Annotated in this window: 14 protein-coding genes and 3 tRNA genes; 2 read left to right on the top strand and 15 right to left on the bottom strand. The window is 52.5% G+C overall.

Annotation, left to right across the window (positions count from 1 at the left end; genetic code table 11):
- Nucleotides 1–15: 15 nt before the first annotated feature.
- The 7 genes from AACY98_RS07840 to AACY98_RS07810 form a co-directional block, all read right to left on the bottom strand.
- Complete coding sequence (locus AACY98_RS07840) at nt 16–567, bottom strand: hypothetical protein (RefSeq protein ID WP_339803687.1); 552 nt, start codon at nt 565–567, stop codon at nt 16–18.
- Between the two features lie 146 nt (nt 568–713).
- Nucleotides 714–1,196, bottom strand: coding sequence for a hypothetical protein (locus tag AACY98_RS07835; protein ID WP_339803686.1), 483 nt, complete (start codon nt 1,194–1,196; stop codon nt 714–716).
- 167 nt (nt 1,197–1,363) lie between these two features.
- On the bottom strand, nt 1,364–2,779 hold the full coding sequence (gene glnA / locus AACY98_RS07830; protein ID WP_126977496.1) for a type I glutamate--ammonia ligase: 1,416 nt from the start codon (nt 2,777–2,779) through the stop codon (nt 1,364–1,366).
- A 196-nt stretch (nt 2,780–2,975) separates the two neighbouring features.
- On the bottom strand, nt 2,976–3,824 hold the full coding sequence (locus AACY98_RS07825) for a competence/damage-inducible protein A (RefSeq protein ID WP_339803678.1): 849 nt from the start codon (nt 3,822–3,824) through the stop codon (nt 2,976–2,978).
- Nucleotides 3,825–4,018: 194 nt separating this feature from the next.
- The gene (locus tag AACY98_RS07820; RefSeq protein WP_126977492.1) at nt 4,019–4,375 is read right to left on the bottom strand and encodes a carboxymuconolactone decarboxylase family protein; all 357 of its coding nucleotides are present in this window, start codon (nt 4,373–4,375) and stop codon (nt 4,019–4,021) included.
- A 47-nt stretch (nt 4,376–4,422) separates the two neighbouring features.
- Nucleotides 4,423–4,617: a YgaP family membrane protein gene (locus AACY98_RS07815; RefSeq protein WP_339803673.1), complete on the bottom strand. Its 195-nt coding sequence runs from the start codon at nt 4,615–4,617 to the stop codon at nt 4,423–4,425.
- Nucleotides 4,618–4,708: 91 nt separating this feature from the next.
- Nucleotides 4,709–4,996, bottom strand: coding sequence for an ArsR/SmtB family transcription factor (locus AACY98_RS07810; protein WP_239442013.1), 288 nt, complete (start codon nt 4,994–4,996; stop codon nt 4,709–4,711).
- Between the two features lie 329 nt (nt 4,997–5,325).
- Here AACY98_RS07810 and cml point away from each other — a divergent pair, with 329 nt between their 5' ends.
- Nucleotides 5,326–6,585 carry a CmlA/FloR family chloramphenicol efflux MFS transporter gene (gene cml, locus AACY98_RS07805; RefSeq protein ID WP_339803670.1) on the top strand — a complete coding sequence of 420 codons (1,260 nt, stop codon included), beginning with the start codon at nt 5,326–5,328 and terminating at the stop codon, nt 6,583–6,585.
- Nucleotides 6,586–6,793: 208 nt separating this feature from the next.
- Here the strand turns inward: cml and AACY98_RS07800 are convergent, their stop codons facing one another.
- The 4 genes from AACY98_RS07800 to AACY98_RS07785 are packed head-to-tail and all read right to left on the bottom strand — an operon-like array spanning nt 6,794 to nt 11,548.
- A complete protein-coding gene (locus tag AACY98_RS07800; RefSeq protein ID WP_339803667.1) occupies nt 6,794–7,966 on the bottom strand; it encodes a BMP family ABC transporter substrate-binding protein in 1,173 nt (390 codons plus the stop codon).
- Between the two features lie 34 nt (nt 7,967–8,000).
- A complete protein-coding gene (locus AACY98_RS07795; RefSeq protein ID WP_339803664.1) occupies nt 8,001–8,918 on the bottom strand; it encodes an ABC transporter permease in 918 nt (305 codons plus the stop codon).
- Nucleotides 8,911–10,017 carry an ABC transporter permease gene (locus AACY98_RS07790; protein WP_339803662.1) on the bottom strand — a complete coding sequence of 369 codons (1,107 nt, stop codon included), beginning with the start codon at nt 10,015–10,017 and terminating at the stop codon, nt 8,911–8,913. Before AACY98_RS07790 ends, AACY98_RS07795 begins: the two co-directional genes overlap by 8 nt.
- Nucleotides 10,004–11,548, bottom strand: coding sequence for an ABC transporter ATP-binding protein (locus tag AACY98_RS07785; protein ID WP_339803659.1), 1,545 nt, complete (start codon nt 11,546–11,548; stop codon nt 10,004–10,006). The genes AACY98_RS07790 and AACY98_RS07785 overlap by 14 nt, the downstream gene beginning before the upstream one ends.
- 362 nt (nt 11,549–11,910) lie before the next feature.
- Here AACY98_RS07785 and AACY98_RS07780 point away from each other — a divergent pair, with 362 nt between their 5' ends.
- Nucleotides 11,911–12,654: a hypothetical protein gene (locus AACY98_RS07780; protein ID WP_339803655.1), complete on the top strand. Its 744-nt coding sequence runs from the start codon at nt 11,911–11,913 to the stop codon at nt 12,652–12,654.
- A 115-nt stretch (nt 12,655–12,769) separates the two neighbouring features.
- Here AACY98_RS07780 and AACY98_RS07775 read toward each other — a convergent pair.
- The 4 genes from AACY98_RS07775 to gltX all read right to left on the bottom strand — a co-directional run bounded on the left by AACY98_RS07775 (nt 12,770) and on the right by gltX (nt 14,552).
- A tRNA-Asp gene (locus AACY98_RS07775) sits at nt 12,770–12,846 on the bottom strand.
- Between the two features lie 50 nt (nt 12,847–12,896).
- Nucleotides 12,897–12,972: transfer RNA gene (locus tag AACY98_RS07770), tRNA-Glu, on the bottom strand.
- Between the two features lie 45 nt (nt 12,973–13,017).
- Nucleotides 13,018–13,093 (bottom strand) — tRNA-Ala (locus AACY98_RS07765).
- A gap of 73 nt (nt 13,094–13,166) precedes the next feature.
- Nucleotides 13,167–14,552, bottom strand: coding sequence for a glutamate--tRNA ligase (gene gltX / locus AACY98_RS07760; RefSeq protein ID WP_339803652.1), 1,386 nt, complete (start codon nt 14,550–14,552; stop codon nt 13,167–13,169).
- Nucleotides 14,553–14,635 lie beyond the last annotated feature (83 nt).

Genomic DNA, 14,635 nt, shown 5'->3' with positions numbered 1-14,635 from the left:
GTCAATTGATTTAAATTATCTCAGGCGATTCAGCTCATTTTGAATGGCATTGATATCTGCCACCTTGCTCTCAATCTCTCTGCTCAAACGCTCCACCCGGTTCTGGTATTGCGTATCATCCTGCGCCTCGCTGAGCAAACGCTCTGGCTTGCCATCGTTATATTCACGCTGCAGCATCGCCAGCTCATTTTGTTTGTTACTCAACTCCAGTTCCAGCAGCCGGCGTGCATCACCATCACGGCTTTGCTGCTCGCCCGGCGTCACCAGCCTGGGTGCTGGAGTTGTTGACGTGTTGCTTGATGAATCCACCCGCAATGCACCACCAGAAGAAGTCCCGGTAGAGCCACCCCCGGTGGACGGCCTGCTGGCGCCACCGCTGCTGCCACCCTGATTGATGATGGTAATCTTGCTATCGTCCAACTGGGTGCAGCCGCCAATCTTGCGCGCCTCCTCAGAACTGTTGGTGTAATAGTTTCCGGGGCAGCGCCAAGCCCTGCTTTGCGCCCAACTGACAGAACCGGCTTGAATAGCAAGGCAAATAACGCCCAAAATAAAAACTTTTTTCATGTCGGAAAAGATGTTATGTCAACAATAGACTTTCATTGTAAGCTGATTCATCAAAACCACAGGGATAAATCGGTGCCAAAATGTGCACACTTCCCGCATTCTCGTTGCTGTGCCCAATGGCGCTTTTTCTAAAAGCGCCCCCTCAATCAGAGCGTGGACAACTGCTCCTGAATCTGCTGCATTTCCTGCTGTTTTTGGGTGATCTCATTCTTTAAACGCTCGACCCGGTTCAGATAAAGCTGATAATTGCGGAATTCTGGCCCCATACGCTGAGGCTCACCATTGTTATACTCCGCCTGCAGCTTATCCAGCTCTTGCCTTTTCTGCTCCAGTTGCGCTTCCAGCGCTGCGCGCATCTGGCTCTTCAGTGCATCTTCTTGACCTGCATTCTGCTGGCGTTCCGCATCCGCATCAGCATTGGAACTCCCATTCTGGGTCTGGGAAGGCTCCGGTCCGGGAATCACCGTCACCGTATCGCTGTTCAGCGGCTTACAATCCCCGATTTTTTGGGCTTCCGTTGAATCGTTGGTATAGACATTGCCCGGGCAGCGCCAGGTTTGCTGGGCCCAGCTATGTGAAGCCATCATCAAGGCACTGGATAACACCAGGTAACAGAAAATCTTACGCATAACTGATCACCCCATTTCAGAGACAATATCAATGTTTCATTCTAATACGATATGCCGTTTCGTGGTGTTTTATCCCGTGCCCGCCTTGTGCCATATATAAAAAAAGCAGCCCCTGAAGGGCTGCTTTCGTGCTGCATTTCATCAGCAGCATAAACGCTTGTTCATCATCACAGCGAGTAATACATGTCAAACTCAACCGGATGCGTTGCCATGCGCATGCGTGTAACTTCACCCATCTTGAGCTCAATGAAGGCATCCAGCATGGTATCTGTAAACACACCACCCTTGGTCAGGAAAGCACGGTCCTTGTCCAGATAGCCCAAGGCTTCATCCAGGCTGTGGCACACTGTCGGGATCTTGGCATCCTCTTCCGGCGGCAGGTGGTACAAATCTTTGGTTGCAGCCTCTCCGGGATGGATCTTGTTCTCAATGCCATCCAGACCGGCCATCAGCAACGCAGAGAATGCCAGATAGGGGTTAGCCATCGGATCCGGGAAGCGAACCTCTACACGGCGGCCTTTTTCGCTGGCCACATAAGGAATACGGATCGCCGCCGAACGGTTACGTGCGCTGTAGGCCAGTTTAACCGGGGCCTCAAACCCAGGCACCAGACGCTTGTACGAATTGGTGGTCGGGTTGGTAATGGCGTTCAGTGCACGTGCATGCTTGATCACACCGCCAATGTAGTACAACGCGGTATCAGACAAGCCTGCATAACCGTTGCCGGCAAACAGATTCTTGCCATCTTTCCAGATCGACTGGTGCACATGCATACCTGAGCCGTTATCGCCAACCAGAGGCTTAGGCATGAACGTCGCTGTTTTGCCATAGGCAGCAGCCACATTGAAAGTCACATACTTCTGCAAAATGGTCCAGTCGGCACGTTCTACCAGGGTGGAGAACTTGGTGCCGTGTTCATTCTGCCCAGCACCAGCCACTTCATGGTGGAACACCTCAACCGGAATACCCAAGGACTCTAGAATCAGCGAGATTTCAGCACGCAAATCCTGCGTGGTATCCACTGGCGCAACCGGGAAATACCCGCCCTTCACGGTTGGACGGTGTCCTTTGTTGCCGCCGTCAAACTGTGCACCGGTATTCCAGGGCGCTTCATACTCTTCAATCTTGAAGAATGCGCCAGACATGTCCGCACCCCAGCGCACATTGTCAAAAATAAAATATTCAGGTTCCGGTCCGAAAAATGCCGTATCGCCAAAGCCGGACGCTTTCAGATAAGCCTCTGCGCGCCGTGCCAGTGAGCGCGGGTCGCGGTCATAAGCCTTGCCATCGCCCGGCTCGTGCACATCACACGACATGAACAATGTGGTTTCTTCGTAAAAGGGATCAATATTGGCGGTATTAGGGTCGGGCATCAGCAGCATGTCTGATGCTTCAATGCCTTTCCAGCCCGCAATGGACGAACCGTCAAAAGCATGGCCCGATACGAACTTATCCTCGTCAAAGTGCGAAATCGGCACGCTGACGTGCTGCTCCTTGCCCCGTGTATCCGCAAAGCGAAAGTCTACAAATTTAACCTCATTTTCTTTGATGAGCTTCATCACGTCTGCGACTGTCTTGGCCATTTCAACCTCTCCTTGACTGGAAAAATAAAATATTGCGTGTCCATCACGCTATCAATACCTTTAAGCAAAGCAGAAACCATGCCACCATGGCATTATCCCTTTTGTCGGTAATGTCACACGGGGCATTCAGGCCAAAGCATAACGAAAGACATCTACTTGCAGCACATTTTCGCACCATATTGGTGCAATATTGATTTTACGCACCTGTATTGTGCTTTTGAACCAATTCAGGGCCTAACCGCACAGGTAAGGCCTTCAATTCAGACAACATCGTCATAAAAGCCTGGTTCACTAGTTCCGGCGCACCTTTAACGCCCAATTCAATGTGCGCACCATGCACCGGATGGTTGACACTGGGCAGGCTGAATATCTTGACACCGGGAAATACATTTTCCAGATGCACCATCAGTGGCGTCAGCGTAGCCTCGCCCATACCGTAGACAATGATGGAACGTTCCGCATGCGCTATGGGCTGCAACTGGCCTGCATAATAATGATCCAGTACCCATTCAATCATCGGCCAGGCCATGACAGGAAACCCCGGCATGAAATGCACATCGCGTACGCTGAAACCGGGAATCTTGTTATAAGGGTTGGGAATAATGCTTGCCCCTTCAGGAAACACCCCCATGTTCAGCCGCTGCAATGTATCAGGCGCATTTTCATCGAATGCATAACCCCGCTCCTGTGCCATTTCACGCGCACGCTCCAGAATCAAAGGCTTGGCATCCGGATGCAGGCGCAGCGGCACACCCAGCGCCTGTGCTGCGCATTGGCGGGTATGGTCATCCGGCGTCGCCCCGATACCGCCGCAACTGAACACAATATCGCCACTCTCAAAAGCCCATCGAAGCTCTTCGATGATACGCTGCGACTCATCCCCGACACAGTGCATCCAGCTTAGCTGAAGCCCCCTTTCGGCCAATAACTCAATCACTTTCGGAAAATGCTTGTCAGCGCGCCGCCCTGAAAGCAGCTCATCGCCAATGAGGATTAAACCGAAGTTTTTAACCGCCTGCGACACAGGTGCAAGATCAGTGCTCATGAAATATCCACTTTAAAGTCAGCCAACCAAATCATTGTATATTACCTGAAAACACAAAAGGCCCCCCTCTGCATTATCAAGCTGCAGTGTGGGCCCGCCGGCTTCTTGAAAACTCTGCTATCCGCAATTTTCAGGCACAACGATATGTTGAAACGCAATGCCATGCTGATGAAGCCACAGTCAAAAATCAACCGTTATTTAGCCTGCTGCAAGGCAGAAAACTCCTTGAACGCCGCCAGCGCATTGCTCGCATACATCAGGGACGGCCCTCCGCCCATGTACACCGCCATTGCCAATGTTTCCTGAACCTCTTCCATCGTGGCTCCCAGCTTTACCAGTGCCTTGCTGTGAAAGCCCAGACAGCCATCGCAGCGCGCCCCCACTCCTAAGGCCAGGGCAATCAGCTCCTTGGTTTTCGCATCCAGTGCGCCATCGGCTGTCGCAGCCTGTGCCAGCGCGCCAAACCCTTTCATGACATCAGGCTGGCCCTTGCGAAAAGCTTCCAGATTTTTATTGATATCCCGTGTCAGATTCTGAAAATAATTATCCATGTTAATTCCTTGCTTATTGAACCACTGCTTTCAATATTCAAAACGCCTCAGCCTCTTCGGCCTTTACAGGTACTGAAGCGGAAAGGCATATAAAAAGGACACCAGCCAATGCTGCCCGTCACAATCGGCACAACCCCAATCCAGCCCCACCAGCCGATAACGCCAGTCAGCGTCAACACAACCAGCAGCCCCCCTAAAACAATACGCCAGATGCGATCAATTCCGCACACATTCCTACTCATAAATCATCCTTTTATTTAAACTGATAGGTGCTTCTACACCTTTTTTAAAATCACACAACAACACAGGTCCGTGGAATATTTTTTGCCTGAATCATTCCGTTTTGGCACAGAAAATTTCCCACAAGGTCTGCATCACACGCAATGCATGACCTTCGGCAATGCTGTAATACATGAACTTCCCTTTGCGCTCCGTCTGCACCAGCCCTTCTTTACGCAATATGCCCAGCTGTTGCGATAACGTAGGCTGCCGGATTCCCAGCAGCGCTTCCAGCTCGCCCACATGGTAAGTGCCGGCAACCAACTGGCAAAGCAGCATCAGCCGGTCTTCATTGGCCAGCGTTTTCAGCAAGGCGCACGCCTCTTGTGCGTGGGCACGCATTTCTTTAGACACGTCAGTGCGGTTAGTACTGTCGGATAAAACGGATAAATTTGTTTCAGCTTTTGACATCAACACTCCATCAAAATACATTATGTTTATTTATATTATATATAAAAATATAATTATGTCAAAGGCTAAAATTTGCATACCGCTTCACATCAAAAGCGGTTACGATACAAATCCATCCGCAAAATAACCTGAACATGAGCACAGCCAAAAAAGCAGACAAATAAGCCGCATCAACCACGTTTTTCGGTTGTTGCGGCGTTTTCAAAACTCACCTGCTCTATGAGAGCGCCGCCAGATCCTTGATTTAAGGAGATGGTTTTATGTGCTCAAAAGAAAATTCCTGGCAGTATTCTCTTGCTGCCACTTTGTTATTGTTATCCCCGTTTGATTTGCTGGCATCGCTGGGTATGGACATGTACCTGCCCGTGGTGCCGCTCATGACCGATGCACTCGGTGCCAGTGCCGGTACGATTCAGCTCACCCTGACGCTATACCTGATTCTGCTGGGAGCCGGTCAGCTTCTATTCGGCCCTTTGTCAGACCGGCTCGGCCGTCGCCCTGTGTTATTGGGTGGTGGAATCTGCTATGCGATAGCGTCATTCGGTCTGGCGACAACTTCGTCTCCAGCGGTGTTTCTGAGCTTGCGGGTTATCCAGGCCTGTGGTGCCTCAGCATGCCTCGTTGCCACTTTCGCGACTGTGCGCGATATCTATTCAGGTCGTAACGAAAGCAACATCATCTATGGCTTGCTGGCATCCATGCTGGCGATAGTGCCCGCGGCAGGCCCGCTGTTAGGGACGCTGGTTGACAGTTGGCTGGGCTGGCGCGCGATATTTGGTACGCTGGGAGCCGCAATGCTCACCATTGTGATCATCGCCTGGCGACTCTGGCCTGAAACCCAGCGGCAACAGGTCGCCGGACTGCAATGGACACAACTGCTGCTTCCTGTGAAAAATCTGAACTTCTGCTTATACACGCTCTGCTACAGCGCAGGCATGGGCAGTTTTTTTGTTTTTTTCTCTACGGCGCCATGGCTCATGATGAAACGGCAAGGTGTGTCTCAACTGAATTTCAGTTTGTTATTTGCAACCGTCGCCATAGCGATGATGGCAACGTCACGATTTACGGGGAAGATGATTTCTCACTGGGGAAATCTGAACACCTTGCGAGCGGGAATGTGTGGCCTGATCGCCGGAGCATTACTGCTGGCACTTGGAGAGGTGCTCGCTCCTGAATCCACATTTGGCTTCATAGCCCCCATGTGGGTGATCGGTGCCGGTATAGCCACTGCCGTCTCAGTTGCCCCCAACGGGGCACTCCGGGGTTTCGATCATATCGCCGGAACCGTTACCGCGGTCTATTTCTGTTTGGGCGGTCTGGTGCTGGGCGGGGTGGGAACGCTTGTCATCACACTTCTGCCAGGCTCTACTGCCTGGCCGGTTATCACTTACAGTTCAATCCTCGCAATACTGGTGCTTTGCCTGTCCTGTTTCTGCCGCCATAAACACCAACCCGACAGCAAAAGACATAACGCCTTTGCCTCACAAAAAACCGACCGTTCACAACCGAACCATGATTAGACCAAAGGCAGGACACATTCAATGGCACGTGATGCAAATGTGAAAGGAAGGTGCAATAACAACTGAGGTGCACCGCCTTATTGGCTGTGCAGGCGCTAACGTCCTATGAAAAAAGCATGGCATCAGAGAAACCTGCTCTCTTCGTCCATGCTTCAATTCAGTTGGGTACAGATACTTGTCCGCCACCTGTACCCTGCATCGTCAGAAATCAACTGGCTGAGGGTACCTTACCTTCCACACCCTGCACCAAAAAGTCGACCTTGCTGTTCCACTCATCGTCGGCAATCTGCCCGGCCGGCAAACGTTCTGTTCCAGTGTTATCAACAATCGGGCCTTTGAACACGCTGTAGGAACCGTCTTTCAAGCCGCCCTGCACCTGCTGCAGGCGTTGCCTGGCTTCTTCACCAACCTTGTCAGATACACTGACAAACTGCACCAGGCCTTCTTTGGCACCCCAGCGGAAACTGCCGCTCTGCCAGGTGTTGTTCAACACATCATTGACCGATTTTTCATAATACACACCCCAGTTCAATGCACAGGATCCCAGATGCGCTTCCGGCGCGTAACTGGTCATGTCACTGTCCCAGCCAAAGCCAAAACGCCCGGCCTTGGCTGCGGCCTGCAGAACTGCAGACGAATCGGTATTTTGCAGCAGAATATCCGCACCGCCATTGAACAGCGCGTTGGCAGCTTCGCCCTCCTTAGATGGATCGTACCAACTGTTCACCCACACCACCTTGACCTGAATTTCCGGATCAACACTGCGTGCCCCCAGTGTGAATGCATTGATGTTGCGCAGCACTTCAGGAATCGGGAACGTGCCGACAAACCCCAGCACCTTGGTTTTGGTCATGTAAGCCGCCACCACACCGGCCTGATACGCTGTCTCATACAGGCGATGGTCGTATACGCGCATATTGGCCGATGTTTTATAACCGGTGCAATGTTCAAAATAAACCTCAGGGTGATCCGCCGCCACCCGCACCATCGGCTCCATATAACCGAATGACGTTGCATAAATCAGCTTGCATTTCTGGTCTACCAGGTCACGGATCACACGTTCTGCATCCGGGCCTTCCGGCACGCTTTCAACATACGTTGTGCTGATCCTATCGCCAAACACATCCACAATATGCTTGCGCCCCAGATCGTGCGAATACGTCCAGCCACCATCACCCACCGGGCCAATATACACAAAGCCGACCTTCAGTGGTTCATTGCCAGGTGCCGGAGTCGGTTGCGGATTAGAAGCCGATGCGGCGCCAGAGCCGGATGCAGCCGGCTTGTCAGAATCTCCACACCCCACCAGCATACCGGCAGCACCGGCCACGGCTGAAAATGTGGCCAGTTTGATGAACGCACGTTTTTTCATATCGGTCATGACTATTGACTCCATTCAGATTAAAAAATGAGAATTACCCTCCAGGGTAAAACGGTTTGCCTAAAGACGCAGGCATGTTGACACGAATCCATTCGGGCCGGCGGGAAATCAGCACCAGAACCACAATGGTCGCCAGGTACGGCAACATGCTCATAAATTGGCTGGGAATCTGCACCCCTTTGGTCTGCAGGTACAACTGCAACATGGTTACCCCCCCAAACAGATAGGCACCCATCAGGATACGCGTTGGCCGCCAGGTGGCAAAAGACGTCAGCGCCAATGCAATCCAGCCCTTGCCGGCAATCATGCCTTCATTCCATAAAGAAGCATAAATGATCGAAATATAAGCCCCGGCCAGCCCGCACAGTGCGCCGCCGGCCACAACGGCCAGCGTGCGGATGGTACGTACCGGATAACCCAGCGCATGCGCCGACTCCGGCGACTCACCCACTGCACGCAAGATCAATCCGGTACGGGTACGGTAAAACAGCCAGCCAATCGCCAAGGTCAGCAACACCGTCAGATAAACCATCGGATGCAGCTTAAAAAGCGGCCCAACCACCGGCGCATCCGCCAGCCAGGGCACAGCAGACGACATCACCACATCCAGCTTCTCCTTGACAAACCCGGTGCCCACAAAAGCCGAGAAACCAGTGCCGAACAAAGCCACCGCCAAACCTGTAGCGTATTGATTGGTCATCAGGAAAATTACCAGAATGGCAAAAAATGCCGTCAGCACAGCGCCCGCCAGCGCACCGGCAGCCAGCCCGGCCCAGGCATTGCCGCTCCAGAATGCACCGGCAAACCCGGCCACAGCCCCAACCAGCATAATGCCCTCGGCCCCCAGGTTCAGCACCCCGACCTTTTCATTGATCAGCAGCCCCAGCCCGGCAATTGCCAGTGGTGTACCTGCGGCCAGCATAGAAGCCAGCAATAAAACCAACTCAGCCATGGGCAGCCTCCACCCGGGCGGCTTTTGCAGCGTATCTCCCCCAGCGCAACCGGTAAAGAATAAACGTATCGCACGCCAGCAACGAAAACAGCAACACCCCCTGTAACACCTGCGCAAAAGAAGCCGGTACGCCAATACGCGTTTGCGCCAGTTGCCCGCCAATCAGCATGACCGACAGCAGGAAACTTCCCAACACACAGCCAATAGGATGCAAGCGCGCCACAAACGCCACAATGATGGCCGTAAAGCCATAGCCTACCGCCACATGCGCCGTGAGCTGTCCGGTCGGGCCAAGCACTTCAAAAGAACCAGCCATGCCTGCCAGCGCACCCGAAACCAGCAGAGAACACCACAGGCTGAAACGCGCCGAAAAACCGGCATAACGCGCAGCGTCCGGTGCCAGTCCGCCCACCTGCAGTTGATATCCTTTGAAGGTACGGAACATGAAAACCCACATCAGCAGCGCAATCAGCAACGACACCACAAAACCCCAGTGCAAACGCATACCAGGAATCAGGCGCGGTACCGCCGTTTCTCTGGCGAACATCATCGTCTGCGGGAAATTAAAACCCTGCGGGTCCTTCCATGGGCCAAACACCAGATAGCTCAAAAACAGATTGGCCACATACACCAGCATCAGGCTGACCAGAATCTCATTGGCATTGAATTTATCTTTAAGCAACGCCACAATCGCCGCCCAGAACATACCGCCCAACGCACCGGCCACCATCCCCAGCGGTAAAAACAGCCAGGGGTGCACGCTGACCTGGTTACTGGTGAACCACAACGCCAGCCCGCCACCGGCAATCGCCCCCCAGAGGAACTGCCCCTCAGCACCAATATTAAAAATATTGGCACGGAAACACAACGCCAGCCCCAGCGAACACAAAATCAGCGGTGTGGCTTTCAATGCCAGTTCCGTCAGCGCACGCTGGCCTTTAAAAGGCTCCAGCAAAAACACCTCCAGCCCGCGCCCCACATCCTTGCCCATCAGCATGAACAGCAACGCCACAATAGCAAATGTGATGGCGATGGCCAGCACCGGAGAGCACCAGACCATCCAGCGTGAAGGCTTGTCTCTGGCTTCAAGGCGCAGCATGATCATTCTCCTGCACCGCCTCCCCGTGACCGGGCCACAGGCCGCTCATCCAGACGCCGACCTGCTCCACGCTGGCTTGCTCAGTCGGCAAACTCGGAGAAAGCCGGCCGCCCGCCATTACATACAGACGGTCACAAATTTCAAACAGCTCGTCCAGCTCCTCAGACACCACCAGCACGGCACAACCCGCATCGCGCAACGCCAGCAGCGCGCCGCGGATCTGTGCCGAGGCGCCCACATCCACACCCCAGGTCGGTTGCGACACAATCAACACCCCGGGTTGCGCACTGATTTCGCGCCCCATGATGTACTTTTGCAGATTGCCACCCGAAAGGCTTTTAGCCAAGGCCGCAGGGCCACCTGCTTTGACATTAAAGTCAGCAATCACCTGCGCCGCCTGCTGCCTGAGCTGGCTTTTGTGAATCAGCCCCGTGTTTCTGGCAACGGCCTCTGTACGCGTCAGCAACAAATTCTGCGCCAGTGTATGCATGGGCACAGCACCACGCCCCAACCGCTCTTCCGGCACAAAATGCAGCCCCAGTGCGCGCCGTTTACGGGCCGAAAACCGGGAAATATTCACCTCATCCAGACAGATAGAACCGCCCTGATCAGCAGGGGTTCTGATATCCTCCCCCGAAAGCAGCCTGAGCAGTTCCTGCTGCCCGTTGCCCGATACACCGGCAATGCCGACAATCTCCCCGCTGTGCACATCCAGTTGAATATCACGCAAAGCAGTGCCAAACTGGTCTGGCGCCGATGCCGACAAAGAACGCACCTTCAGGCGAATATCTCCGGCCTGATGCCGGTGCCGCTCCAAACGCGGTGGCTCATCGCCAATCATCATCTTGCTCAATGACGCATTGGTCTCCTGCCGCGGGTCAACCTGCCCGGTCACCTTACCGGCTCGCATCACGGTACAGGCCGTACACAATTCACGAATTTCATGCAGTTTATGGCTGATATACAGAATGGAACAACCCTCCTCGGAAAGTTGTCTCAGCGTGTCAAACAGACTTTGGACTGCCTGCGGCGTCAGCACCGATGTAGGTTCATCCAGAATCAACAACCTGGGGTTGGTCAGCAGCGCACGCACAATCTCCACCCGCTGCCGCTCTCCCACGGAAAGCGTGTGCACAGGGCGCAAGGGGTCAATCTGCAAACCATAATTTTGCGATACAGAATGAATCCGCTCAATCACCTGCGGCAGGCGCATTTTCTTATCCAGCCCCAGCCAGACATTTTCCGCCGTGGTCAGCGTATCAAACAAAGAAAAATGCTGAAACACCATGCTGATGCCCAGTGTCCGGGCCTGAGCGGGTGATGTGACCGTCACCGGCTGCCCATTCCAGAACATTTCACCGGCATCGGGCTGCACCACACCATAGATAATTTTCATCAGCGTTGACTTGCCGGCACCATTTTCGCCCAGAATGGCATGAATTTCACCCGGCGCAACTCTCAGGCAAACATCATCATTGGCCTTAACCGCCGGATACTGTTTGCTGATATGAATAAGCTCAAGCCGCGACATACAAGATGAATTCTGGTCTTAAAAAAATCATCCCCTTTTACAGGCGATGAAATCACAGCCTCTTATTGTGACAGCGTTCGCAAAAACAGATGCTGAACAGACGTAAATCACCTGTGTTTTGTTCAGAGACCGGCCAGACATTCGACAGAAATACCACAGGTATGCCATCAGACATGACAAAGCAGAGCTATATCCCTGCACAGCCGCGCTCTTAGATTACCCTTTGTACAACCCTCAGCCCCGTTTTCTGGCCTGAACTTAATTTGATGGCAGGTCATTGCTGGCAGATAAGCAAGCCAAAATCCTTTTTGCTTAAAACAAATGATGTAGCATGTAGGCTCATCAGTTGAGTGACCTTCACCATGAAACCTGATTTTGTTGCCTTGATGGCGAAAAACGACCAGACATATTATCCCTTGCGGTTTATGTCCAGCGAATTCTTTCTGACGTATTGGAAAACGTTTATCCCAATGGATTGGGAGCAAAAAGAAACCGATAGCATACAAAATGCGGCAAGGCAAAGCGTTGACTATGCCATGTACGGAGAAACCATGTACTGGCTCATCAGCTTCGATGAAGCTACCGCATTAAAGTCATGGCAACTGTTTCAAAGCAGACTCTCTGGCCTGTCAGATGACATATGGAAAGCGATTCAGGCACTGTGCAGGCAAATTGCCTCTCCTAAGGAGGAACAATACAATGCCAACCATGTCATTGAATTAATGACCCGTCTGAGGTTTGACAGTACATACCGCAACGCCTTTGCCTACCCGGCGCAGGATGCATTGCTGCTGGATGCCGCTTACGAGTATGACAGCCAAGACTGGACCGACGACCTTCTGAGCATTAAAGAAGGTTTTCTTGCATCACAAGAGCCGTGGGATCAAAAACTGCGCAGCCAAACGCCTGACTTGCCTGAATCCATCTGGCTGATATTTTCTGAAGCTTACAACGCCAGAACCAATTTACTCACGATTCAGCGCAATCTGAAACTGTTGCTGAAAAATCAAGCCGATTACCAGCTTTTTATATCCAGGCTGCACACCATATTTGAAAAAACTGCGCCACAAAACGCAGGCATCCAATTTCCAACGCTGTTATTGTGACAATAGCCCTGTCAATTTGGCGCAGATGAGAGATCCGTCTATTTCATCAAAACGCATCAATGCAGTTTTCAGACAGAACAAAGCCCCAAACAATTAAATTGCTTGGGGCTATAACTGGCGGAGCGGACGGGGCTCGAACCCGCGACCCTCGGCGTGACAGGCCGATACTCTAACCAACTGAGCTACCGCTCCAGTTACCCTGTATGCCATGCTGCTTAAGCAGCCTTGCCACCATCATATGGTGGCGTCCCCACGGGGAGTCGAACCCCGGTTATCGCCGTGAAAGGGCGGTGTCCTAGGCCTCTAGACGATGGGGACCTAGAAAAAGCCCTGTTAAAAATAAAACAGGCCTTTTAACAAACTTGGTGGAGGTAAGCGGGATCGAACCGCTGACCTCTTGCATGCCATGCAAGCGCTCTCCCAGCTGAGCTATACCCCCGTTTGATCAATGCTTGGCCGACCTTCTTTTGCAAAACCGGCCAATCAATCAAGAGTGTGATTATGGCAAAAATTTATACCTTACGCAAGCGCCCTAATACTACTTCTTTACCCATCAGTGCAAAAACTTCATCAATCGATGGCGAGTTGGGTTGCCCCAGTACCAGCGCCCGTGCCGGCGCGCCAATCTGAGGCATTTTCAGACCGTGTTTTTTCATCGTCTGCTTAAATGCTTCAAAAATGGCTTCTTTCTCCCACGCAGCAGCTTCCAGCGCATCCGCCAGATCCGCGATAGCCGGTTTCAAGGCATCCGTCACGTATTCACCAAGCAGCGTGGCGTCTATAGCAGGCTCCTGATAATACGGCAACGCGCACTTGGCCAGATCAACTGTTGTTTCACAACGGGTTTTGAACAACGCACAAATTTTGCCTAAGCGCTCGTCCCCCTGAACGCCCTGTTTGCTCAGGTGTTCATTCACCAGCTCCGCAAGCACAGCGTCATCGGTCATTTTCATATGCTGCGCATTCACCCAGCGCAGCTTGGTTTCATCGTAATGCCCGGCACTTTTGCCCAGATGGTCCAGATCAAACCATTCAATCAACTGCTCACGCGTGAAAATTTCATCATTGCCATGGCTCCAGCCTAAACGGGCCAAGTAGTTCACCACCGCATCGGCCAGGAAGCCTTCTTCGCGGTACTGGATGACCGGTTTGGCACCGTTGCGTTTACTCATTTTTTCACCATTTTCATTGAGCACAGTCGGCAGGTGCGCAAACACCGGCGGCTCTTTGCCCAGCGCGTGAAAAATATTGATCTGGCGCGGCGTATTGTTGACGTGGTCATCACCCCGGATCACATGGGTAATGCCCATATCAATATCGTCCACCACCACACAGAAGTTGTAGGTGGGCGTCATATCCGTGCGGGCAATCACCAGGTCATCAAGCTCTTCGTTGGAAATCTCAATACGGCCCTTGACCTTATCCTCCCACACAACTGTGCCACTCAGCGGGTTTTTAAAGCGCCACACAGGTTTCACATCGGCCGGAACCGGTGGCAACGTTTTACCCGGCTCAGGCCGCCAGGTGCCGTCATAACGCGGCTTTTGTTTGGCCGCCATCTGACGCTCACGCAAAGCATTCAATTCTTCCTGGCTCATGTAACAGGGGTAGACCAGCCCTTTTTCCCGCATTTGCGCCAGCACTTCCTTGTAGCGGTCCATGCGCTGCATCTGGTAGAACGGCCCTTCATCGGGTTGCATCCCCAGCCAATCCATACTTTGCAGAATGACATCGACTGCCTCCTGCGATGAACGCTCCAAATCGGTATCCTCAATGCGAAGGACAAATACGCCGTTATTTGCTTTGGCAAAAGCCCATGGATACAACGCGGAACGGATGTTCCCCAAATGGATAAAACCGGTAGGAGAAGGTGCAAAACGTGTGCGTACAATACTCATATGTCTACTTTGTTAATTATCATCAAATAACTTATCCGGCAAACCCAAAAGCCACCGTTATTATCAATTGCCTTTTGTGGCTT

It is taken from the genome of Saezia sanguinis (genome assembly GCF_963921665.1).
Lineage (GTDB): Bacteria > Pseudomonadota > Gammaproteobacteria > Burkholderiales > Burkholderiaceae_C > Saezia > Saezia sanguinis.
The sequence above is the reverse complement of the archived record's forward strand: the minus strand, read 5'-3'. Positions and strand labels throughout refer to the sequence as shown.

What these genes read in the sequence shown, in the direction of transcription:
- AACY98_RS07840 (WP_339803687.1), bottom strand. Translation starts at nt 567, where the DNA reads ATGAAAAAAGTTTTTATTTTGGGCGTTATTTGCCTTGCTATTCAAGCC.
- AACY98_RS07835 (WP_339803686.1), bottom strand. Translation starts at nt 1,196, where the DNA reads ATGCGTAAGATTTTCTGTTACCTGGTGTTATCCAGTGCCTTGATGATG.
- glnA (WP_126977496.1), bottom strand. Translation starts at nt 2,779, where the DNA reads ATGGCCAAGACAGTCGCAGACGTGATGAAGCTCATCAAAGAAAATGAG.
- AACY98_RS07825 (WP_339803678.1), bottom strand. Translation starts at nt 3,824, where the DNA reads ATGAGCACTGATCTTGCACCTGTGTCGCAGGCGGTTAAAAACTTCGGT.
- AACY98_RS07820 (WP_126977492.1), bottom strand. Translation starts at nt 4,375, where the DNA reads ATGGATAATTATTTTCAGAATCTGACACGGGATATCAATAAAAATCTG.
- AACY98_RS07815 (WP_339803673.1), bottom strand. Translation starts at nt 4,617, where the DNA reads ATGAGTAGGAATGTGTGCGGAATTGATCGCATCTGGCGTATTGTTTTA.
- AACY98_RS07810 (WP_239442013.1), bottom strand. Translation starts at nt 4,996, where the DNA reads ATGCGTGCCCACGCACAAGAGGCGTGCGCCTTGCTGAAAACGCTGGCC.
- cml (WP_339803670.1), top strand. Translation starts at nt 5,326, where the DNA reads ATGTGCTCAAAAGAAAATTCCTGGCAGTATTCTCTTGCTGCCACTTTG.
- AACY98_RS07800 (WP_339803667.1), bottom strand. Translation starts at nt 7,966, where the DNA reads ATGACCGATATGAAAAAACGTGCGTTCATCAAACTGGCCACATTTTCA.
- AACY98_RS07795 (WP_339803664.1), bottom strand. Translation starts at nt 8,918, where the DNA reads ATGGCTGAGTTGGTTTTATTGCTGGCTTCTATGCTGGCCGCAGGTACA.
- AACY98_RS07790 (WP_339803662.1), bottom strand. Translation starts at nt 10,017, where the DNA reads ATGCTGCGCCTTGAAGCCAGAGACAAGCCTTCACGCTGGATGGTCTGG.
- AACY98_RS07785 (WP_339803659.1), bottom strand. Translation starts at nt 11,548, where the DNA reads ATGTCGCGGCTTGAGCTTATTCATATCAGCAAACAGTATCCGGCGGTT.
- AACY98_RS07780 (WP_339803655.1), top strand. Translation starts at nt 11,911, where the DNA reads ATGAAACCTGATTTTGTTGCCTTGATGGCGAAAAACGACCAGACATAT.
- gltX (WP_339803652.1), bottom strand. Translation starts at nt 14,552, where the DNA reads ATGAGTATTGTACGCACACGTTTTGCACCTTCTCCTACCGGTTTTATC.